Raw genomic sequence first — 22,163 nt, forward strand, 5'->3', positions numbered from 1 at the left:
GCGTCAAAGTATTCCCGGCGTTGAAAATCCAGCAGAAGCCGGGAGCAATCGGAGAGGAGATAACAAAATGAAAGTAATTAGCACAGACAAAGCACCGGCAGCAATCGGGCCATATTCTCAGGCAATGGTTTTAAACGACATCTTATTTACATCTGGTCAGATCCCCATTGATCCGGCAACGGGAGAGATTAAAGGGGATACTATTGAGGAACAGGCTGAGCAGGTAATGAAGAATTTGGGGGCTGTTTTAGAAGCAGCAGGCACCAGCTTTGAAAAAGTAGTTAAGACTACCTGTTTTATTGCTGACATGGGTGATTTTGCGGCATTTAATGAGGTATATGCGAAATATTTTGTTGGCAAGCCCGCCCGCTCCTGTGTAGCGGTGAAAACGCTTCCCAAGAATGTTCTTTGCGAAGTAGAGGTAATCGCTAACGTTTAAGGAATATGAGTTTGGAGAGAAGCCCTCTGCAGGGATATAATCTGCAGAGGGCTTCTTTTTTCTAGTTCTCTGCCGGATCGAAATACTGAATAAATTTTTGAACAGCAGCGGAAGGAGGAATCTGTTCATTGGAGGCTAGGGCAAGAAAGCGGTGGGGAAGAGTTTCTTCCAGCTTCAGGCGGTATAGATTGTCATAGGAATCTAGTGCATAATCAGGGACAAATGCGATGCCGAGGCCGATGCGGGCTAAGTCAATGAGCAAATCATTGCTGCTGAGCTCTACCTCTGGGACAAGATTCAGATTATGCCGGGAAAAAAGATTGTGGAGGAACTCGCTGGTTGTGCTTTTGCGGTCCAGCATAAGCAGAGGCAGACGCTGAAGCTGAGAGAAGGAGAGGGATTCTCCCCGGAAGCTAAAATAGGCTTCATTTGCCACAAATACATCCTGAAACTCTTTGATCATCCGCAATGTACCGTAACCTTTCAGACGGACATTGGGGAAGTTGCTGACAATAATATCTACCTGACCGCTTTCCAGGAGATCTGCACATCCGACGGAGGTCTGATTCATAACCTTAATATGGATCTCAGGATACTCTTTGTGAAACCGGCTCAGATAAGGAACCAGAAAATAACGGCATATAGTATCACTGGCGCCTATGCGCAGCTGCCCTCCGAACTGATCGGGATCCATCAGCTGTTCTTCTCCTTTGTGGATCAGATTGACCGCAGGCTCTATATGGCGGAATAGAATTTCTCCTTCCGGGGTCAGGAGCACTTTTTTTGTGCTGCGTATAAACAGGGGCTGGCCCAGCTTTTTTTCCAGCGTCTTAATGGACTGGCTGACGGCTGACTGAGAGATATAAAGTTTTTTTGAGGCCTCGGAGAAGCTGAGGGTAGCGGCAACAAAATAAAACACTTTGTACAGTTCATAGCTGATATCCATGGATAAACTCCTTCCTGTGTATAGAACACAACTTATAAATCATATAAGATATATTAATTTTACTAATGATATTTCTTATGATAATATAAAAACTATAAGAATGCAATCATGGATTTGCCATCCTTAAAAAGGCAGGAAAGGAGTCGTTGATGAGTAACGTAAGACGAGTTTATGTGGAGAAGAAACCAGATTTCGCCGTGCAGGCAAAGGAACTGAAGCACGAGATCGGCAGCTACCTGGGAATTAAGACTGTTACAGGAGTGAGAGTGCTGATCCGGTATGATGTGGAGAATCTCTCCGATGAGATTTTTCAGGCAGCCTGCAGGACAGTTTTCTCTGAACCACCGGTAGACGTGCTGTTTCAGGAAACATTTGGAATGGAGGAAAAGGCCAGGATATTCTCCGTAGAATATCTTCCGGGACAGTTTGATCAGAGAGCCGACTCAGCGGTTCAGTGCGTGAAGTTCTTAAAGGAAGATGAAGAACCTATCATTCACTCAGCTACCACCTATGTGATAGAGGGAGATATTACAGAGGAAGAATTCCAGGCAATTAAGAATCACTGTATTAACCCGGTAGACTCAAGGGAAACAGATCTCACAAAACCCGAGACACTGGTGACAAAGTTTGAAGAACCTTCTGATGTTATTATCTTTGACGGATTTGCGGATATGGAAGAGGACAATCTGAAAGAGCTGTATGCCTCCTTGAATCTGGCTATGACTTTCAAAGACTTTCAGCATATCCAGAACTATTTCAGGGAAGTGGAAAAGAGAGACCCTTCCATGACAGAGATTCGTGTGCTGGATACTTACTGGTCCGACCACTGCCGCCATACAACGTTTTCCACAGAGCTTAAAAAGGTTACCTTCGGGGAAGGGGAGTATAAAGAGCCTATCGTATCCACCTACAAGAAATATCTGGCAGATCGAGAAGAGATTTTTAAGGGCAGAGAGGACAAGTTTGTCTGCCTGATGGATCTGGCCCTGATGGCAATGCGCAAATTAAAAGCTGAGGGAAAACTTCAGGATCAGGAGGAATCCGATGAGATTAACGCCTGCAGCATTGTAGTACCTGTGGATGTGGACGGAAAAGAAGAAGAGTGGCTGATTAACTTTAAAAATGAAACTCACAATCACCCAACAGAGATAGAACCCTTCGGTGGAGCTGCTACCTGTCTGGGCGGCGCTATCCGTGATCCGCTGTCAGGTCGTACCTATGTGTATCAGGCCATGCGTGTGACGGGAGCGGCGGATCCTACTGTTTCTGTGAAGGATACACTGAAAGGAAAGCTTCCCCAGAAAAAACTGGTGCGGGGGGCTGCGAAGGGCTACAGCTCCTACGGAAACCAGATCGGTCTGGCTACCGGGTATGTAAAGGAAATTTATCACCCGGATTATGTAGCCAAGAGAATGGAGATCGGTGCTGTTTTGGGGGCTGCTCCGAGACGTGCTGTCATTCGTGAGAACTCCGATCCGGGAGATATCATTATACTTTTAGGCGGAAGAACCGGGCGTGACGGCTGCGGTGGAGCCACAGGATCTTCTAAGGTGCACACCGAGGAGTCTATTGAGACCTGCGGGGCAGAGGTGCAGAAAGGAAATGCACCTACGGAGCGTAAGATCCAGCGTTTATTCCGCAGAGAGGAAGTCAGCCGTATCATTAAAAAGTGCAATGACTTTGGAGCCGGCGGTGTCTCAGTTGCTATCGGTGAGCTGGCAGACGGACTTCAGATTTATCTGGACAAAGTACCTAAAAAATATGCCGGACTGGACGGTACAGAGATTTCCATATCTGAATCCCAGGAGCGGATGGCGGTGGTAGTGGATCCGAAGGATGTGGAGCAGTTCCTGGAATATGCCAGGGAAGAAAACCTGGAGGCTGTTGAAGTTGCAGTGGTAACGGAATCCCCCAGACTAGTTATGATATGGAGAGACAAAGAGATCGTGAATATCTCCAGAGCTTTCCTGGATACCAATGGAGCCCACCAGGAGACAGAGGTTTATGTAGACATTCCCGGTAAAGAGGGAACTATATTCCGCAGGGAGGAAATTGGTGATGTAAAAGAAAAGTGGCTGCATACACTGGCAGATTTAAATACCTGCTCTCAGAAAGGTCTGGTGGAAATGTTTGACGGTTCCATCGGGGCAGGCTCTGTATTTATGCCTTACGGCGGAAAGTATCAGCTCACAGAGACCCAGGCTATGGTGGCTAAGGTTCCGGTACAGAACGGCAAGACGAATACCGTAACAATGATGAGCTACGGTTTTGACCCATATCTGTCCAGCTGGAGTCCTTATCACGGAGCTGTATATGCAGTGGTAGAGTCCGTTGCCAGGATTGTGGCAGCCGGCGGAGATTACCGAAAGATACGATTCACCTTTCAGGAATACTTCAGAAGGATGACAGAGGATCCAAGCCGTTGGAGCCAGCCTTTTGCAGCACTTTTGGGGGCGTACGCCGCACAGATGGGCTTTGGCCTTCCCTCTATCGGGGGAAAGGACAGTATGTCCGGCACTTTTAACGAGATTGATGTTCCTCCTACACTGGTATCCTTTGCCGTGAATGTGGCAAAGCAGCAGGATGTTATCACGCCGGAACTTAAGACACCGGGAAGCCGTCTGATTTGGGTCCGGATGCCGAAGGGTGAATATGATTTGCCGGATTATACTGGACTGATGGAACAGTATCAGAAGCTTCATGAGGACATCCAGGCGGGCAGAGTGCTCTCCGCCTACGCACTGGATCGCCAGGGGATTGCCGCGGCGGTCAGCAAGATGGCCTTTGGAAACAAGCTTGGAGTTAAAATTGAGCACAGTGTAGATCAGAGGGATCTGTTTGCACCGGGATTCGGTGACATTATCTGTGAAGTAAAAGAGGGAAAAGTAGGTGAACTCGGAGTCACTTATACCCTCATCGGTGAGGTAAAGGATGACGGGGTATTCCGCTATGCCAACGTAGAGATTCCGGTGGAGGAGGCTCTGAGAACATGGACAGGTACGCTGGAAAAGGTGTTCCCATCCAAAGCAACAGAAGACACTGCAGAGATAGAAAACCGGTTATATGATGCGAAGGAAATCTACGTTTGCAGACATAAAACAGCTATGCCTACTGTGTTTATTCCTGTATTCCCGGGTACAAACTGTGAATATGACAGCAAAAAAGCGTTTGAGCGTGCGGGGGCACAGGTTGTAACAAAGGTATTCAAAAACCTGAACGCAGAGGACATCCGGGATTCTGTGAGGATCTTTGAGAAAGCCATCAATCAGGCCCAAATCATTATGTTCCCTGGAGGTTTCTCCGCAGGAGACGAGCCGGACGGTTCCGCCAAATTTTTTGCCACTGCATTTCAGAATGAAAAAATCAGGGAGGCGGTTATGCGCCTTCTGAACGAAAGAGACGGCCTTGCGCTGGGAATCTGCAATGGATTCCAGGCTCTGATTAAGCTGGGTCTTGTTCCCTACGGAAAGATTACAGGGCAGACAGAGGATTCTCCTACATTGACGTATAATACTATTGGCCGTCATATTTCAAAGATGGTATATACCAAAGTAGTGACAAACAAATCTCCATGGCTGCAGAAGGCTGAGCTGGGAAAAGTGTATACCAATCCGGCATCCCATGGAGAGGGCAGATTCGTTGCAGGTCAGGAATGGATAGACAAGCTTTTTGCAAACGGCCAGGTTGCCACCCAGTACTGTGATCTGAACGGCAGCATCTCCATGGACGAAGAGTGGAATGTAAACGGCTCTTATGCTGCCATCGAAGGAATTACAAGTCCCGACGGACGGGTTCTGGGTAAAATGGCCCACTCAGAGCGCAGGGATGACGGTGTAGCGATCAATATTTACGGAGAACAGGATATTCAAATTTTTGAATCCGGCGTCGCTTACTTTAAATAAAGAATAAAAGACAGGTTTTTCTGCCGGATGTCGGTGGAAAAACCTGCTTTTTGTCATAAAAAGTATAAAATGTACATAAAAACGGACAAAAAGGCGGTAAATAGGGGAGACAGTGAATCAATCATAAAAAATGCATTCCTGATTGAAAGCCGGGGGGATAAAAAGTATTAAATTAAGGTTACAAAAACATTAATAAAAATTTAAAATTTTAGTTATAGTTCCCAAAATGTAATCTATATTGTACAGTTTCAATTTGTTGCTTTCCAAGGGCTTTCTTTACAGCTATAGTAAATATATACAAATTGCAATTCTTGTATGGGTCAACAAGGTCCGTTCAAATCCTGCCGTTCTGGCATCTGTTTTTTCTTCCGGCAGACCTGGATTGTCCAATTAGTAACATTAGAGATGCATCTCTCACTTGCAATTTCCGCTGAGGTATATTAAAGTGAAATGGAACATAGAAGAATGTCTGTTATATACAAGCGGAGAATCCGTGTGAAGCAAAGGAGAAATTATGTTTGAGAGAATTGATTATCTGGTAGAACGTCTGGACGGTGATTACGCATACCTTAAAAGACTGGACGGACTGGAGGAAGAGCCAAAGTGTGTGGCCAGAGCCCTGCTCCCTCCAAAGACAGATGAGGGCAGCAGGCTTGCCTATGAGATGCTGGAGTATACCTTATTGTAGGCAGTGCGGTATGGGAGCCGGAAGAGAGGCACATATCCGGAGAGGAGGCCCTTCTGCAAGCAGTTGAAAAACATCGAAATTATATAAAAAAAGTAAAAAAACAGGTTGACAAATGTAGTGATAAATTATATAATAGCAGAGCAGGTTACGCAAAAGACCTGCAAAGCACAAAGATATGGGATCTTAGCTCAGCTGGGAGAGCATCTGCCTTACAAGCAGAGGGTCATAGGTTCGAGCCCTATAGGTCCCATTCATCTGTTTAAATACAGATAACATTTATTTGGCGAGATAGCTCAGTTGGCTAGAGCATGCGGTTCATACCCGCAGTGTCGGGGGTTCAAATCCCTTTCTCGCTACGGAAAGCCTTGTAGACAGATTGTTTACAAGGCCTTTTATATTACAAAGGAAGACGGCCCTAATGGGTAGTGCTCCGGCGGGCGGGTTTGGCTTGCCGGACTCTTTTTAGTCATGTTTGTATGGAAAATTATACGAATGATAAGGAGATCAAAGAATGGAAAATACAGATAAAATTGCAGTGCGGTTCGCACATGAAGAGGATATCCCCCAGATCCTTGGGTTTATTCAGGCGCTTGCTGTCTACGAAGAGATGCTGGATCAGGTAGTGGCTACAGAGGAGCTGCTGAGAGAGTGGATTTTCGAGAAGAAAAAAGCAGAAGTGCTGCTGGCCGAGTGTGAGGAAAAGCCGGTGGGGTTTGCGCTGTTTTTTCACAATTTTTCCACCTTTTTGGGGAGAGCCGGGATTTATCTTGAAGACTTGTTTGTTTTGCCTGAATACCGGGGAAGAAGGGTAGGAAAGACTCTGCTGCGCTCTTTGGCGCAGATAGCCGTGGAGAGGGGATGCGGAAGACTGGAGTGGTCCTGCCTGGACTGGAATCAGCCAAGTATTGATTTTTATGTGTCACTGGGAGCGAGACAGATGAGCGACTGGACAGGGTACCGCCTGGAAGGCAGCACCCTGATATCGCTGGCCGGGTTATCAGAATAAAACGCCGATAAGGGTTACCGCCAGTACTGTCTGCATAAGGCCTACGCAGCCTCCATAAAGCATTGCTTTTGGTCCTTCCCGCAGCAGATCCCGGAATTTGACCCGCATGCCGATGGCTGCCAGGGCTATGATCTCAAACTGGCTGCTTATAAATTTAGCGGTATGGGAGATGGGCAGAGGAACCACTCCGGTACTGTTGATAATGGTAAATAAAAAGAATCCGATGATAAACCAGGGAACTTTGCAGGATACCCTGGTTTTTTTTCCGGCATTTTCACTGCTGCATGCAGCTTTTGCAAACAGGGGATCCTCCTCACTGGTGTTCATCCTGGAAAAAGTAAGGGCTACCAGAACCAGGAAAATAATGCGGATAATCTTAAAAATAGTAGACATCTGTACAACATCGTCGTTCACAAACTTGGCTGAGGCAATTACCTGGCCGATAGACTGCAGAACCCCGCCGATGAGCCCGGAGGTATGGATGGTCTCATGGTGGTATAAGATTCCTGCTATGAGGGGAAGCAATACCATTAAAAAGGTTCCGGTAACATTAACAATAGTGATAGAAATCCCCTTATCCTTGGAATCTGCCTTCAGAATCGGAGAGACAGTGCCGATGGCGGATGAACCGCAGACTGCGTTTCCTGCGGACATAAGCAGGCAGAATTTTTTGCCGAAGCCCAGGCGCTTGCCGATGAGGTAGGTGCCGAATATAGTGACGGAAAGTTGAATGGCAATAAAAAGGATCCCCCGGAGACGGACTCCTGCGATATCCGACAGATGAAGCGTCAGTCCGGTCAGTATAATAGAATACTCCAGAAGTCTGGATTCCGAGAACTTGGTTCCCTTATTCAGCGTATCTTTGTTCAGAAAGGTATTGCCGCAGATGATTCCTATGGCTATGGCAATCAGCGCTGCACCCAGTGCGGGGACGAAGGAGCTTAGATACTCTGCTGCCAGGGCGATCAGCAGGCAGGGAATAAAGCCCGGAATGATTTCTAAAATGCTGCTCATTTTCTTTTTCAATTAAAACACTCCTTTATTATAAATTCTTTAATTAACTTGATTCTACCACTATTTTACTATAAGATAAAATTATAAATAATTATTGATAGATAAAATATATTTATGGAGAAGGCCATGTTAGATTTTAGAATTCATACATTTCTGGAAGTGTGCAGGCGGAAAAGCTATACGAAGGCTGCCAGGGCGCTGCATATTACACAGCCGGCAGTCACGCAGCACATCCACTATCTGGAAAAGGAATACCAGGCAGAGTTTTTTGACAGGAATGCCCGCACCCTTACCCTTACCGGGGAGGGCAGGATTTTTTACTGGTATGCTCTCACCATGGAATCAAACAGCAGGAAGATCTACAAACTTCTGGAGCAGGCTGAGAAACCCTGCCGTCAGCTTAAATTTGGGGCAACCTTAAGTATAGGAGAGTATGTGATGCCCAGGATCCTGGGGGATTATCTGGAGGAATTTCCCGGGGACAAGGTGTCTATGCTGGTGGAAAATACCGAAAGCCTGTTAAAAAAGCTGGACAGAGGAGAAATCGATTTTGCGGTTATTGAGGGAAAATTCAGAAAGGATGCCTATGCCTATTCTCTGTTTTCGAATGAAAGGTATATTGCAGTGTGTGCAAAGGAACACCCTCTTTCTGGTGAGAAAGTGTCCATTGACGAACTCCTTGACTATCCTTTTATTATCCGGGAGAAGGGGTCTGGAACCAGGGACATCTTTGAAGCAATTTTAAGTGAATACAGCCTGAAATTGGAACAAATCCGGAAGGTCAGTGAGATTGGAGATTTTCAGGCTATTAAATATCTTGTGGAAAGAGGGTTGGGAATAACCTTTCTCTATGAGATGGTGGTGAGAAATGAGATCCGGGACGGAAGGCTGAAAGAGATTGCCATTGAAAATTACGGCGCAACCAGAGAGTTCAATTTTGTATACCTGAAGGGCAGTATCCTGGAAGAAGAGTATATGACCTTTTACCATTTCGGCCAGAGCCGGATGACGCCTGCATGAAGGGCAGGCGCCCCCTTTTGGCCCCGGCGTGTGGATGGGTAGATGGGTAGGTTATGCCTGTTCCCGCCGCTGGATGATGATTTTAATGAGCTTCACCATCAGAGGAATGTAGGTAACCATAAAAACTGCTGCGGCCAGAAGCAGAGGCAATTTCTTGCGCTCTTTTGGTATGGCCAGGCCAATCATGACACCAAGGGAACAAAGGCAGAACTTAATCAAAGCCAGATCCTTCCAGTCAGATTCCTGTACATACTGATCGGCACATGCAAAGAGTTCTTTCACGGTACACCGCCTCCTGTTCGTATTTGATACTGAAATTATACCATGAAAAGGGACAGGAGGCTATGAGAAACAGGAGAAATGCAAAAACGGTTGGAACAAAAAGAATTTAATGGTATACTTGGAAAAGATGTATCTTAGATCAACATATACAGAAGTTATTTTGGAGGAATAAATGAAAGCATTAGTGATAGCAGAGAAGCCCTCAGTAGCCAGGGATATTGCCAGGGTTTTAAAATGCCAGAAAAATATCCAGGGGGCTATGGAGGGCAGCCAATATATTGTGACCTGGGCACTGGGGCACCTGGTCACACTGGCGGACCCGGAAGGATATGACAAAAAATATAAAGAGTGGAAGATGGAGTATCTTCCCATGATGCCCAAAAAGATGGAGTTGGTTGTGATTAAGCAGACATCCAAGCAGTATCAGGCAGTAAAGACCCAGCTTTACAGAAAAGATGTGAATGAGATTATCATTGCCACAGATGCAGGCCGGGAGGGAGAACTGGTTGCCAGATGGATTCTGGAGAAGGCGGGCTGCCATAAGCCGATCAAGCGGCTCTGGATTTCATCGGTGACGGATAAAGCCATCCGGGAGGGATTTGCACATTTAAAAGACGGAAGAGAATACAATAACCTCTATGCAGCTGCAGTATCCAGGGCAGAAGCTGACTGGCTGGTAGGTATCAATGCCACAAGGGCCCTCACATGCAAGTACAATGCCCAGCTCTCCTGCGGCCGTGTGCAGACACCCACCCTTGCTATGATAGCAAAAAGAGAAGAAGAGATACGGAACTTTAAACCGGAAGAATACTACGGCATCAGCCTTCAGGCCGGCAAGATAAAGTGGACCTGGCAGGACCAGAAGTCCGGGAGCTACCGTTCCTTTCAGAAAGAACGAATGGAAAAAATGGCAGAACAGCTGAAGAGAGGAACTCTTTCGGTGAATTCCATAGAGCGGGCCGCCAAGAAGACACTGTCTCCCGGTCTATATGACCTGACGGAGCTTCAGAGAGACGCCAACAAAAAGTTTGGATTTTCAGCAAAGGAAACTCTGAATATTATGCAGCGCCTGTATGAGAATCATAAAGTCCTCACATACCCCAGGACAGATTCCCGCTATATCGGAACAGATGTGGTAGGGACGATAAAAGAAAGGCTGAAAGCCTGCAGTGTAGGCCCTTACAAAAAGCTTGCCGGAAGTCTGATCATGAAACCCATTCAGACAAATAAATCTTTTGTGGATGATAAAAAAGTGAGCGATCACCATGCTATTATCCCCACCGAGCAGTTTGTGCAGATGGATCATATGACCAACGAGGAGAGGAAAATATACGATTTGGTAGTGCGGAGATTTCTGGCGGTTCTTTATCCTCCCTTTGTCTATGAACAGACAACAATGAAGGCAACTGTAGAGGGGGAGAATTTTCTTGCCAGGGGAAAGATAGTAAAAGAAGAAGGCTGGAAGGCTGTGTATGAAACTGTGTCCATGGACGATGAGGAAGAGGAAGAAAATGACAGCAGGGGAAATTCTCTGAAAGAACAGATGCTCCCTGAGGTGAAAAAGGGAGAGAAGTACCCCGTGCAGAATCTGGAATTGACGAAGGGAAAGACAAAGCCTCCGGCTCCGTTTAATGAAGCCACGTTATTGTCTGCTATGGAAAATCCGGTAAAATATATGGAATCCCGGGATGCCGCCGCAGTAAAAACCCTTGGGGAGACCGGAGGGCTGGGAACAGTTGCTACCAGAGCCGATATTATAGAAAAACTCTTCAATAGTTTTCTGATGGAAAAAAGAGGTAAAGACATTTTTATTACTTCAAAGGCAAAGCAGCTTCTGGAACTGGTCCCGGAGGATTTAAAAAAGCCGGAGCTGACAGCCGACTGGGAGATGAAGCTTTCCAGAATCGCAAAAGGGTCTATGAAAAAAGAAGTATTCCTGGCCAATATCAGAGACTATACGCAGGATATCATCGGAGAGATCCGACAGGGAGACGGGACGTTCCGCCACGACAACCTCACAAACACCAAATGCCCTGTGTGCGGAAAGAGAATGCTGGCTGTCAATGGAAAGAACAGCAGGATGCTTGTCTGTCAGGACAGAGAGTGCGGGCACAGAGAGACCGTATCCAAAATCAGCAATGCCAGATGTCCGAACTGCCACAAAAAGATGGAATTATATATGAAGGGCAAGGAAGAGACTTTCATCTGTTCCTGCGGCTATAAGGAAAAGCTCTCCTCCTTCAAGGCCAGAAGAGAAAAGGAAGGAGCCGGAGTCAGCAAGAAGGATGTACAGAGATATCTGCAGGAACAGAAAAAAGAGGCCAAGGAGCCCATCAACAATGCATTCGCTGATGCATTTGCCAAACTTAATTTGAAGTAAAAAAGGAATCCGGCTGGCCGGATTCCTTTTTAACAGATATTTGCAGGGCGGTATATTCTCAGTGCATTCTTATAGAATACATCCTCGTAGTATGCCTCAGGGATAATGCTTTTTATAAAAGCTATATAGTTAGGAATATTTACCAGGGGCCAGTCTGTGCCGTACAGGAGCTTATCATATTGATCCAGGTATCCCAGCCAGGTCCGCAGGTGCTCCAGGTATCCTTTGCTTTTTTCCTGTATTTTTTGAGGATCTACCATACCTTCAAAAAGTCCGGAGAGATCTGCGGCAACATTGTCATTTTTATCTACCACTGCTATGCCGTCAACGATCCAGGGATTGCCCAGATGGCACATGACAAAGGTTACCTGGGGAAATGCCACAGCTACCTCATCAATGGTGAGCGGGTGGCTGTATTTTAAGAGACCTCCGGTTCCTGCCGTATCTCCTGTGTGGATGGCTACCGGTTTGTCATAAGTCTTGGCGAGCTCATAGTAGGGAAAGTAGGCAGTGTCAAAGACATATTGAGAATTATACCCGGGATACAGCTTAATACCCACACAATTCTTTCGCTGAAGGTGCTGTTCTACTTTATCTATGGAGGCGGTCAGGCTTCTGGCGTTCAGACAGTTGCTGTCCAGACCGATACAGTAACTGAGAAACTCAGGGTATTGATGATACGAAAGATCCAGTGTCTGGTTGCCCATAACGATGCCGTGGACAATCCCCTCCTCCTGAAAAACTGTGCGCAAATGCTCCGTTGTGTTTACATGGGCTGCCTCTTCGGCAATTTGGTTAAAATAGGGAGAGGAACAGCAGTGAATGTGGGCATCAATTATTTTCATGGCAAAATCTCCTTTGATAGGTAATAGTAAAGCATATGAGAGTATTATAACAAAACCCGGGGCAGGCTACAAGGAACATCCAAAAAAGAAAACAATTGACAAAATCTGCATTTCTGAATAAACTAGAAGAAGACAGGAAAAGGCAACGAAAGGGAAGAGTAGCTGATATTTGAACTGACAGAGAGAGAAGGTCACCGGCTGAAAGCCATCTCAAGGGAGAATCCAGCGAAGTGCCCCCTGGAGCTGACCGGGCGAAGCAGGCATCTGCCGCCAGTAGTCCGGTACGTTACTCATGCGTTAAATGAAAGAAGGGGAGGATACGGTGTATCCTCTAGTAGAGTGGAACCGCGGACCAGCTTCGTCTCTTGTGTAAGAGACGGGGCTTTTTCTTTTTGCAGAAATATTGATTTTAGAAAGAAAGGGTGATACCATGGGGTTTATCCAGCATTTTAGAGAAGAGTTTAAAGTAATCACAGAACGGGACCCGGCGATAAAGACACCCTGGGAGGTGCTGCTGTACCCAAGCTTTAAAGTTATGTTAAAATACAGAAGAGCACATAAATTGTATCAGAAAGGCCATTATTTTCTGGCCAGATGGATTTCTCAGAGAGCTGCCCATAAAACAGGGATAGAAATCCACCCCGGGGCAACCATAGGAAAAGGTCTTTTTATAGACCATGGAAGCGGGGTTATCATTGGTGAGACCTCAATTATCGGAGATAATGTTACGCTCTACCAGGGGGTTACTCTGGGTGGAACCGGAAAAGAGACCGGCAAGCGTCATCCCACGCTGGAGGACAATGTAATGGTCAGCGCAGGGGCAAAGCTTATAGGATCCTTTACCGTAGGGGAAAACTCTAAGATCGGGGCGGGTTCTGTGGTACTCAGCGAGGTGCCGCCAAACTGCACCGTGGTTGGTGTGCCGGGGCACATTGTAAAAAGGGATAATGTCAGAATTCCCAGGAACGATATGGATCATGTTCATCTTCCGGATCCTGTCTGGGAGGATATCAAGATTCTGCAGGATGAGAATAACCGGCTGAGAAGCCGGATCCTGGAAATGGAGAGAGAGCTGCGGCACTGTGAGAAAAACTGCAGGCAGACGGAAAAAGAAGTAGAAGATAAAGGAGAAGCTTATGAAAGTCTATAATACGTTAACAAAAAGAAAAGAAGAATTTATTCCTCTTGAGGATGGGAAGGTAAAGATGTATGTGTGCGGACCAACCGTATATAATTTTATCCATATAGGCAATGCCAGACCCATGATTGTCTTCGATACTGCCAGACGGTATATGGAGTATAAAGGGTATGAGGTAAATTATGTCTCTAACTTCACGGATGTGGATGACAAGATTATCGCAAAGGCCCGGGAAGAAGGGGTAAGCCCGGAGGAGATCTCCACACGCTATATTAAGGAATGTAAAAAGGATATGGCAGACATGAATGTAAAACCTGCCACTACTCACCCGCTGGCTACCCAGGAAATCGGTGGTATGATTGCCATGATCTCCTCATTGATAGAAAAAGGCTTTGCCTATGAAGTAAAGGGAACGGTATATTTCCGGGTAAAACAATTTAAGGAGTACGGCAAGCTCTCCCATAAAAACATAGAAGATCTTCAGTCCGGATTCCGGGCCATCCAGGTGTCCGGGGAGGATCAAAAGGAAGATCCCCTGGACTTTGTCCTCTGGAAGCCGAAAAAGGAAGGAGAGCCTGCATGGCAGTCTCCCTGGGGAGAAGGACGGCCAGGCTGGCACATTGAGTGTTCTGAGATGTCTAAAAAATATCTGGGAGAAGAGATCGACATTCACGCCGGAGGAGAGGATTTGATTTTCCCGCACCATGAAAATGAGATCGCCCAGAGCGAGTGCTGCAACGGCAAACCATTCGCAAAATACTGGCTGCACAATGCCTTTCTCAATATTGACAACAGGAAAATGTCAAAATCTCTGGGAAATTTCTTTACCGTCAGAGAGATCGGGGAAAAATATGATCTCCAGGTGCTTCGTTTCTTTATGCTCAGCGCCCATTACAGAAGTCCGCTGAATTTCAGCCAGGAATTGATGGAGGCTTCCAAAAACGGTCTGGACAGAATCATCACAGCTGTGGACAGCCTGAATTATCTTATGAAGTCTGCCCAGGGGGATGTGATGTCTCAGGCTGAGCAGGAGAAAGTAAATGAGCTTACTTCCTACACGTCAAAGTTTGAAGAGGCCATGGACGACGATTTTAACACAGCAGATGCTGTCTCCGCAGTTTTTGAACTTGTAAAATTTGCAAATACCTGCTGCGGGGGGGAAAGCACACTGGCATTTCTGGGAAAAGTGAAAGAAACCATTCTGAAGCTTTGCGACGTGCTGGGACTTATTGTAGAGAAAGAAGAAGAGATGCTGGATTCAGATATTGAAGCTTTAATAGAAGAACGCCAGGCGGCAAGAAAGGCAAAGAATTTTGCCCGTGCCGATGAAATCAGAGATCAGCTTCTGGGCATGGGAATTGTTTTGGAGGATACCAGAGAAGGGGTAAAATGGAAGAGAGCTTAAAGTATTTAAAGGAGCAGTTTCACCTGGGGAATACGGATATCCGCACCTATTCCCCGCTGACGCTGGCATACATCGGGGATGCTATCTATGATCTGATTATCCGAACCATTCTGGTAGAACAGGGGAATTCCCAGGTGAATAAGCTGCATAAAAGAGCCAGCATGATGGTGAAGGCTTCTGCCCAGTCTTCTATGATGGAACATCTTATGGAACTGCTCACGGAAGAAGAAGCGGCTGTATACAAAAGAGGCAGAAATGCCAAGTCTGTAACCATGGCTAAGAACGCAACCATGTCAGACTACCGCAGAGCCACTGGATTTGAGGCGTTAATGGGTTACCTGTACCTCACCGAACAGTGGAAGCGTATGCTGGATTTGATAAAAATAGGATTAGAAAAGGGAGAGTATTATGGAGGAAAGCAGATTCCAGGAAAATAAAGTAGAAGGGCGCAACGCCGTGCTGGAGGCTTTCCGTTCCGGCCGTGCGGTGGACAAGCTTTTTGTCCTGGACGGCTGCCAGGACGGTCCGGTGCGCTCAATTTTGAGAGAAGCTAAAAAAAAGGACACCATTATCAGCTTTGTTAAAAAAGAACGGCTGGATCAGATGTCGGAGACAGGGAAGCACCAGGGTGTGATTGCGGTGACGGCTGCCTATCAGTATGCAGAAATAGAGGATATCCTGGCACTTGCACAGAAAAAGGAGGAGCCTCCGTTTATCTTTTTCCTGGATAACATCGAGGATCCCCATAATCTGGGAGCCATTATCCGTACCGCCAATCTCGTGGGGGCCCACGGGGTTGTGATACCAAAGCGGCGGGCGGTGGGCCTGACTGCGACCGTTGCCAGAACATCAGCCGGTGCTCTGAACTATACGCCGGTGGCAAAAGTTACCAATATGGTGCATACCATAGAAGACCTAAAAAAAGAAGGGCTTTGGTTTGTGTGTGCAGACATGGGAGGGAGCACCATGTATGAGGTGAATCTGAAAGGCCCCTTGGGACTTGTCATCGGGAATGAGGGAGAGGGGGTAAGCCGCCTGGTAAGGGAGACCTGCGATTTTACAGCCTCCATCCCTATGAGAGGAGATATTGACTCTCTGAACGCTTCCGTGGCCGCCGGTGTGCTGGCCTATGAGATTCTGCGGCAGAGGCTCCAGGGATAAAGCAGCATACTAGGGATCGAGAATACGGGGAGGATAGAATGAAGGGTTATGAGGAATGTACAGATGAAGAGCTGATTACCCTGCTCCGGGAGGGTAATCAGGAGATAGAGGATTATCTGATAGATAAATATAAGAGCCTGGTGCGGAAAAAAGCCCATGCTATGTTTCTCATGGGCGGTGAGACGGATGACCTGATACAGGAAGGGATGATCGGCCTTTTCAAAGCCGTCAGGGATTATCTTCCGGACAAAAATGCGGCGTTTGCCACATTTGCCAGTCTGTGCATAGACCGGCAGATTTATAATGCCATACAACTGTCCAACCGGCAGAAGCACAGGCCCTTGAATACCTATATTTCCCTGAGCAACGAGGAGGGGGAGCCTGCGCTGGAATCAGAAAATCTGTGGCAGCAGGATCCGGAGTCGATTGTAATTGCTAAGGAAAGCGCGGTAGGCATGCAGGAAAGAATCCGGAAAAGATTGAGTCCCTTTGAAAATAAAGTGCTTGACCTTTACCTGGAAGGGTATGGCTATCTGAAGATTGGGGAGATTTTAGGAAAACCCGGAAAATCCATTGATAATGCCATTCAGAGGATACGCGGGAAAGTGAAAGAGGTTATGGAATTATTGTAAGAGAGACATCAAATTTCGGTGCTGTTTTCTGGGTAAAATAGTACTGAAATTTGATGCGGAATATTGTTTGAAATGTCAATTGTATTTTAGAATAACATTGGTATAATGTAAGTATATTGAACGTGTTCAAGAAAGGAGAAGGTAGTGTCAAACCTGGAGAAAGAGACCTGCGATAAGATAGAAGCAGTAGCCCGTAATCTCTTTTATGAATTCGGCTACAAAAACACTACAATCCGTAAAATTGCCAAAGAAGCTGAGATAAGTGTAGGACTTGCCAACTATTATTTTGGATCCAAAGACGGGCTGTGTGCTAAGATTTATTCCAGTTTCAGAAAAGAGCTTTTAGAAATCATAAAAAGACGTTTTCCGGCCGGAGAGGATTATGATTTAGAGGCTTCCCACGTAATTATATTTGATGCTATGCTGCTGATGGAAAGTCAGCCCCTGCTAGACTTATACAATGGGATTTGTTATACCGAGGAGATGGCACAGTATATGTATGAAATGTCAGCTCACATCCTGAGAAATGTAAATATTGATGCGGGGTACCGATATCTGTTCAGTATAACAATACCAGCCCAGAAACCAAAACTGGTCAATGTGGACAGAGAAAAGCATAATGTTACGAAGAGAGATATTGTAAGATTTTTTCTCAACAGTTACAGCCTTCAGTTTTTTGAGGATAAAGGCAGGCTGGATGAGCTGGTGGACATTACTCTGCAGCATTATAAAGAATGCGGCATACACCTGGAACCGGGATATAAAATTGTATATCGATAAATGTTCTGTGCTGATACAGGACATTTTTGAGACGCGTGATTGAACGCGTTTAATAATACTGAAAATTGAACGCGTTCAAGAAAGAAGGAGGTATATGGGATGAATCAGGAAAAAAGAAGAAAGCGGGCGCTGATTACGTTCGGAATTGGGGAAGGCGCCTATCAGTTTATGTATGATTTCTTTAAAGATTTCCAGAACTTTTTTTTGACGAACATAGCTAATATGAATCCTGTAATGACAGGGACTATTATCTCGGCTATGAATATTTTTAAAGTCTTTTTCTCACCGGTTACGGGAATAATTATCGACAGTAATCCTTTCAAAAGCAAAGATAAATTTCTGCCCTGGATACGTTACATGCCCTTTGCTCTTACCGCTTTTTTTATGGCAATGGCAGGCTCAGCATGGGCAAAGCTGCCTACGCCTGTCACGGTACTCTTTTTTGTATCGGCGTATATCTTTAACACACTGCTGTTCAACGGTTATAAAGGCGCAATACCCACTCTGGCAAAAAATGAAAATGAAGTATCCGTAGTCTCAACCTCCAGCAATCTGTTCAAAGAAGTCTGCCGGTTCTTGGTGGGGGTAGCCGGTCCTCTCCTGATTGTAAAGCTTTCTGCAACGGGAAAAGCAGAGGATGCACAGGGGTTTTTCTTTACATTGTTGATTTTCTGCAGTATTACTATAATTTTGTACCTTACCGTAGCTTTTGAGTATAAAAATGCAACGGCAGGGGAACTAAAAGAAACGGTAAAAGCGATAAAGCGTCAGGGAAAAAAGGGAGGCGCTAATGTATCAGCCATGTTCCGGCAGATTGTTTCCAATAAACCTCTGCTGATTGTATTTCTAACCTGCTCTTTTGCTATTGTAAGATATTTTGTTGCAGCTCCCATGGCACCTTATTTTTTCAAGTATGTAATAGGAGATGTGACTTTGATGGCATGGTATAAAGCGGCAACCCAGATAGTGGCAATTGTGGCAACCTTTCTGGCACCGTTCATACTAAAATATGTGATTAAGGATATTAAGAAACTTTATATTATTATTCTCATTGCAATTACAGGTGCGCACCTGGGATTGGCAGTCACAGGCAGCAGTCTTTGGGGATTTAACATTCTTATGACTATTGCCCAGTTTTTCTACTCACTGAAAGGGGTATACGATATCGTGCTGTTTGCGGCTGCGATTGACTATGCAGTGTGGAAAAACATTAAAAAGGGAGGAACAGAGACCGTTGCCCAAGGCACTGCAATGTCATTTTATTTCATGGCAATCACCATTTCTCAGGTAATCGGTGTAAGCATATTGAACTGGGGACTGGTGCAGGCCGGATATCAGGGAGCAGAGACCGTGGCGAATCCTGCCTTAGCTTCCAACCTGATGTATGTAGTTACATATTTGCCGGCTGCAGCCTGTGTGATAGCTTTGATTATTTTCCTGTTTTTTAAACTGGACCAGAATAAACTGAGCGAGATGCGAAAAGAGATTGCTGAGTACAATGAGCTTCAAAAAAAATTATAAGATAAAGGAGGTTGTTTCATGAAGATTGCAATTATCGGAGCGGGTGCCATGGGGAGCACCGTGGGAGGACACCTGTCCAGGACGGGTGCGGAGATTTACTTTGTAGACCCATTTCAGGAGCATGTGGATGCCATCAATGAAAAAGGGCTGATTTATGAAGTGAACGGAACAGAGTATACGGCCAAAATCAAGGCATATACATCTGCCGATCAGCTGGGGGAAAAAATGGATGCCATGATTTTCCTGGTAAAAGGCCTGTACACCAAAGGGGCTGCTCTGGGAGCAAAATGTCTGGCGTATGAGCGTACCGTAATCCTTACAGTGCAGAACGGGATGGGGAACGTAGAGATTTTGTCAGAAGTGTTTGGGGGAGACAAAATCATGAGTGGTCTGATTGAATTCGGTGGGAAGATGGTGGAGCCCGGGCATGTGAGTGCTCTTATCAGCCCTACCTCCCGGGTGATGATCGGTGCGGCCAATCGGAAGATTACTCCGGAGATGAAAGAATTCGCTGAATATTTTGTGAAAGCCGGTTTCCAATTTTCTCTGGAAGCGGATATTGCCCCTTTATTGTGGTATAAAATGACAAAGAATTGTTCCGGTAATCCGGTCTGCGGAATCGTGAGACTTCCTCTCGGCCCTTATCATGCAGCCGAAGAAGGAAGCGATATTGCAGACAAGGTGGCAGATGAAGTGCGCAGCGTTGCTGCGGCTATGGGGATTCAAGTACCACCCGAGCCGGTGAAAAAAGGAGGACAGAAAGGAATCTCTCCGGAAAGTCCCATGTATAACCACCTTCCCTCAACAGCACAGGATATGTACCGTAAGAAAAAAACAGAGATAGATTTTCTCAATGGTGCCGTAGTCCGGTACGGTGAGAAGTATCAGGTGCCTACACCATATAACAGGTTAATAACGGATTTGGTAAAAATTATAGAGAATAACTATGATAACCAGTTTTAAATGAGAGGAGGGATATCATTGAGTAAAAAAGCAATCATGAATGGGGAATGGTGTAAATCCTGTCAGTATTGTGTAAAGGCATGCCCACAGAATGCAATTTCCAGGGGAAACGTGCTGAACAAGGCAGGGTATGAGGTTGTTGTGCTGGATTCAGAGGCGTGCGTGGGCTGCGGAATATGCTATACGGTCTGTCCGGATTATGTATACACCATTGCAGAGGAATAGGAGGGAGAATCAATTATGGCAAAAGAATTAATGAAGGGAAATGTTGCTGCTGCAGAGGCAGCCATACGGGCAGGAATGGATTTCTTTGCGGGATATCCCATTACCCCCTCTACGGAGGTTCTGGAACATCTTGCGCTGCGCATGCCCCAGGAAAACCGGGAGATGATTCAGGGAGAAAATGAGATTGCTTCTATGAACATGGTTATAGGGGCTGCCGCCTGCGGTGCCAGAGCTATGACTGCATCCTCAGGACCGGGGATCAGCCTGAAGGCAGAAGCGTTCTCCTATGCGGCGAGAAGTGAACTTCCCTATGTCTGCCTGAATGTGCAGAGATGGGGCGTGGGACTTGGAAGGCTGGACAGCGGCCAGTCAGATTATATGCGTGAGACGAAAGGGGGAGGACATGGGGACTATCACCATATTGTTTATTCTCCCAGTACGATTCAGGAGCTGGTAGACGATATCTACGAGGCCTGGGATGTGTCAGAAAAATACAGGTGCGGAGTTGTAGTTCTCTCAGAGGGCTTTCTGGGTCAGATGATGGAGTCAGTTGAAATACCTCCCTATAAAAAAAGAGAGAAACCTTTGGGTTGGGGGATTGACGGCAGCGGAAAAGTAGGTACGAGGCAGTCCCCGGATACGAATACCCTGGTCGCCAGACTGAGGGAGCGAACTGCTTTGATTCAGAGTGAGATGCAGAGATATGAAAATTACCAGGTAGAGGATGCAGAGTATGTATTGGTTGCTTTCGGACTGCCTGCCAGGGTCTGCAGAGATGCTGTAGATGTACTGAGAGCCAGAGGAGAGAAAGCCGGCCTGATCCGTCCCCGGCTGGTATGGCCTTATCCGGTACAGGCATTTAAAGAAGTAAACCCTCAGGTTAAAGGGTTTATCAGCATTGAATCCAACGATCTGGGACAGATGGTGGAGGATGTGGCACTTGCCTCCAGGGTAACCTCCGATAAGAGAGTGCCCGTTTACTGTTATGCCCACAGTATGGGAACCCCTGGAGTAAAGATGGTAATGGAAAAATATATGGAAGTTAAAAATGGTTCCATAAAGGAGGTGTTCTAGATGAATGTAATAAAGCAGGCGCCTGAGATAATATATAAAAGTAATCAGTTTTGTGCGGGGTGTGGTCATGGCATTGCATACAGGCTCATTCAGGAAGCGGTAGAGGAGCTGGGGTATAAAGACAACCATATTACGGTTCTGGGAGTGGGATGCTCCTGCAATCTGAACACTCTTACCGCCGGTGATAAGTTCCAGTGTGCTCACGGCAGAGCGGCGGCTGTGGCTACCGGTATGAAGCATACGAAAAAGGATACCTTGATTTTTACATATCAAGGTGACGGAGATGCCGGAGTTATCGGAATCGCCGAGACGCTGAACGCAGCATACAGAAATGAGAAAATCACAGTATTTACGGTAAATAATTCTAATTTTGGTATGACGGGAGGACAGATGAGCTGGACGACTCTGTCGGATCAGATAACCACCACGACGCCTCTGGGGCGTGACTGTGAGCTGAAGGGATACCCCTTCCATCTGCCGGAAATGATAGCCAGTCAGTTTACTCATGTGGCTTATGTTGCGAGAGGTGCGGTAAATGATGCAAAGAATATCAGGCAGCTGAAAAAGATGATAAAGAATGGTCTAGAGGCCCAGGTAAAAGGAGAAGGCTATTCCCTGATAGAGGTTCTGGCACCTTGTCCTACAAACTGGAATATGACTCCGCTGAAATCACTGGAATGGCTGGAAGAGAATATGCTGAAAGAATATCCCATTGGTGAATTTAAGAAGAGAGGGGTGTAAT

General features: G+C 46.1%; 21 protein-coding genes, 2 tRNA genes and 1 other annotated feature. Of the genes, 19 read left to right on the top strand and 4 right to left on the bottom strand.

Annotated features, from left to right (window positions below):
* Positions 1-67 precede the first annotated feature (67 nt).
* The gene (locus tag ACGHCT_RS09110) at positions 68-439 is read left to right on the top strand and encodes a RidA family protein (RefSeq protein WP_154260765.1); all 372 of its coding nucleotides are present in this window, start codon (positions 68-70) and stop codon (positions 437-439) included.
* A 61-nt stretch (positions 440-500) separates the two neighbouring features.
* Here the strand turns inward: ACGHCT_RS09110 and ACGHCT_RS09115 are convergent, their stop codons facing one another.
* Positions 501-1,385, bottom strand: coding sequence for a LysR family transcriptional regulator (locus tag ACGHCT_RS09115; protein WP_390439622.1), 885 nt, complete (start codon positions 1,383-1,385; stop codon positions 501-503).
* A 149-nt stretch (positions 1,386-1,534) separates the two neighbouring features.
* On the opposite strand from ACGHCT_RS09115, the gene ACGHCT_RS09120 reads away from it, so the two are divergent.
* The 5 genes from ACGHCT_RS09120 (at position 1,535) to ACGHCT_RS09140 (ending at position 6,981) form a co-directional block, all read left to right on the top strand.
* Positions 1,535-5,287 (top strand): phosphoribosylformylglycinamidine synthase, encoded by a 3,753-nt coding sequence (locus ACGHCT_RS09120; RefSeq protein ID WP_390439624.1) that lies wholly within the window; start codon positions 1,535-1,537, stop codon positions 5,285-5,287.
* Positions 5,288-5,801: 514 nt separating this feature from the next.
* Entirely contained in the window at positions 5,802-5,975 is a 174-nt protein-coding gene (locus tag ACGHCT_RS09125; protein ID WP_154260771.1) for a chorismate--pyruvate lyase, read from the top strand.
* Between the two features lie 177 nt (positions 5,976-6,152).
* A tRNA-Val gene (locus ACGHCT_RS09130) sits at positions 6,153-6,225 on the top strand.
* 32 nt (positions 6,226-6,257) lie between these two features.
* Positions 6,258-6,331, top strand: a tRNA-Met gene (locus tag ACGHCT_RS09135).
* Positions 6,332-6,486: 155 nt separating this feature from the next.
* Positions 6,487-6,981, top strand: coding sequence for a GNAT family N-acetyltransferase (locus ACGHCT_RS09140; RefSeq protein ID WP_154260773.1), 495 nt, complete (start codon positions 6,487-6,489; stop codon positions 6,979-6,981).
* On the opposite strand, the gene ACGHCT_RS09145 is transcribed toward ACGHCT_RS09140, so the two are convergent.
* The gene (locus ACGHCT_RS09145) at positions 6,973-7,995 is read right to left on the bottom strand and encodes a putative sulfate exporter family transporter (RefSeq protein WP_154260878.1); all 1,023 of its coding nucleotides are present in this window, start codon (positions 7,993-7,995) and stop codon (positions 6,973-6,975) included. The genes ACGHCT_RS09140 and ACGHCT_RS09145 overlap by 9 nt on opposite strands.
* Before the next feature lie 126 nt (positions 7,996-8,121).
* Between ACGHCT_RS09145 and ACGHCT_RS09150 the strand changes: the two genes are divergently transcribed.
* On the top strand, positions 8,122-9,015 hold the full coding sequence (locus tag ACGHCT_RS09150; protein WP_390439628.1) for a LysR substrate-binding domain-containing protein: 894 nt from the start codon (positions 8,122-8,124) through the stop codon (positions 9,013-9,015).
* 51 nt (positions 9,016-9,066) lie between these two features.
* On the opposite strand, the gene ACGHCT_RS09155 is transcribed toward ACGHCT_RS09150, so the two are convergent.
* Entirely contained in the window at positions 9,067-9,297 is a 231-nt protein-coding gene (locus ACGHCT_RS09155) for a permease of phosphate ABC transporter (protein ID WP_226904148.1), read from the bottom strand.
* A gap of 172 nt (positions 9,298-9,469) precedes the next feature.
* Between ACGHCT_RS09155 and ACGHCT_RS09160 the strand changes: the two genes are divergently transcribed.
* Positions 9,470-11,677: a DNA topoisomerase III gene (locus ACGHCT_RS09160; protein WP_154260777.1), complete on the top strand. Its 2,208-nt coding sequence runs from the start codon at positions 9,470-9,472 to the stop codon at positions 11,675-11,677.
* Positions 11,678-11,706: 29 nt separating this feature from the next.
* Here ACGHCT_RS09160 and ACGHCT_RS09165 read toward each other — a convergent pair whose 3' ends face one another.
* A complete protein-coding gene (locus ACGHCT_RS09165) occupies positions 11,707-12,522 on the bottom strand; it encodes an amidohydrolase family protein (protein WP_390439631.1) in 816 nt (271 codons plus the stop codon).
* Between the two features lie 136 nt (positions 12,523-12,658).
* Positions 12,659-12,891 (top strand) — a binding site (T-box leader).
* Positions 12,892-12,952: 61 nt separating this feature from the next.
* Here ACGHCT_RS09165 and epsC point away from each other — a divergent pair.
* The 11 genes from epsC (at position 12,953) to ACGHCT_RS09220 (ending at position 22,162) form a co-directional block, all read left to right on the top strand.
* Positions 12,953-13,672, top strand: coding sequence for a serine O-acetyltransferase EpsC (epsC, locus tag ACGHCT_RS09170; protein ID WP_154260882.1), 720 nt, complete (start codon positions 12,953-12,955; stop codon positions 13,670-13,672).
* The gene (gene cysS, locus ACGHCT_RS09175) at positions 13,659-15,065 is read left to right on the top strand and encodes a cysteine--tRNA ligase (protein ID WP_390439634.1); all 1,407 of its coding nucleotides are present in this window, start codon (positions 13,659-13,661) and stop codon (positions 15,063-15,065) included. The genes epsC and cysS overlap by 14 nt, the downstream gene beginning before the upstream one ends.
* Entirely contained in the window at positions 15,050-15,502 is a 453-nt protein-coding gene (locus ACGHCT_RS09180; protein ID WP_390439637.1) for a Mini-ribonuclease 3, read from the top strand. Before cysS ends, ACGHCT_RS09180 begins: the two co-directional genes overlap by 16 nt.
* The gene (gene rlmB, locus ACGHCT_RS09185; protein ID WP_154260785.1) at positions 15,474-16,226 is read left to right on the top strand and encodes a 23S rRNA (guanosine(2251)-2'-O)-methyltransferase RlmB; all 753 of its coding nucleotides are present in this window, start codon (positions 15,474-15,476) and stop codon (positions 16,224-16,226) included. Before ACGHCT_RS09180 ends, rlmB begins: the two co-directional genes overlap by 29 nt.
* Before the next feature lie 38 nt (positions 16,227-16,264).
* Positions 16,265-16,858: a sigma-70 family RNA polymerase sigma factor gene (locus tag ACGHCT_RS09190; protein WP_390439639.1), complete on the top strand. Its 594-nt coding sequence runs from the start codon at positions 16,265-16,267 to the stop codon at positions 16,856-16,858.
* A 144-nt stretch (positions 16,859-17,002) separates the two neighbouring features.
* Entirely contained in the window at positions 17,003-17,638 is a 636-nt protein-coding gene (locus ACGHCT_RS09195) for a TetR/AcrR family transcriptional regulator (protein WP_154260789.1), read from the top strand.
* A 99-nt stretch (positions 17,639-17,737) separates the two neighbouring features.
* Complete coding sequence (locus tag ACGHCT_RS09200; protein ID WP_154260791.1) at positions 17,738-19,159, top strand: MFS transporter; 1,422 nt, start codon at positions 17,738-17,740, stop codon at positions 19,157-19,159.
* Between the two features lie 18 nt (positions 19,160-19,177).
* A complete protein-coding gene (locus ACGHCT_RS09205; RefSeq protein ID WP_154260793.1) occupies positions 19,178-20,122 on the top strand; it encodes a ketopantoate reductase family protein in 945 nt (314 codons plus the stop codon).
* A gap of 18 nt (positions 20,123-20,140) precedes the next feature.
* Entirely contained in the window at positions 20,141-20,347 is a 207-nt protein-coding gene (locus ACGHCT_RS09210; protein ID WP_226904146.1) for a 4Fe-4S dicluster domain-containing protein, read from the top strand.
* Positions 20,348-20,362: 15 nt separating this feature from the next.
* Positions 20,363-21,421 (top strand): 3-methyl-2-oxobutanoate dehydrogenase subunit beta, encoded by a 1,059-nt coding sequence (locus tag ACGHCT_RS09215; protein ID WP_154260795.1) that lies wholly within the window; start codon positions 20,363-20,365, stop codon positions 21,419-21,421.
* Positions 21,422-22,162 (top strand): thiamine pyrophosphate-dependent enzyme, encoded by a 741-nt coding sequence (locus tag ACGHCT_RS09220; protein WP_154260797.1) that lies wholly within the window; start codon positions 21,422-21,424, stop codon positions 22,160-22,162. It abuts the gene before it with no gap.
* Position 22,163: the final 1 nt, after the last annotated feature.

It is taken from the genome of Lactonifactor longoviformis (assembly GCF_042848515.1).
Taxonomy (GTDB): domain Bacteria; phylum Bacillota; class Clostridia; order Lachnospirales; family Lachnospiraceae; genus Lactonifactor; species Lactonifactor longoviformis.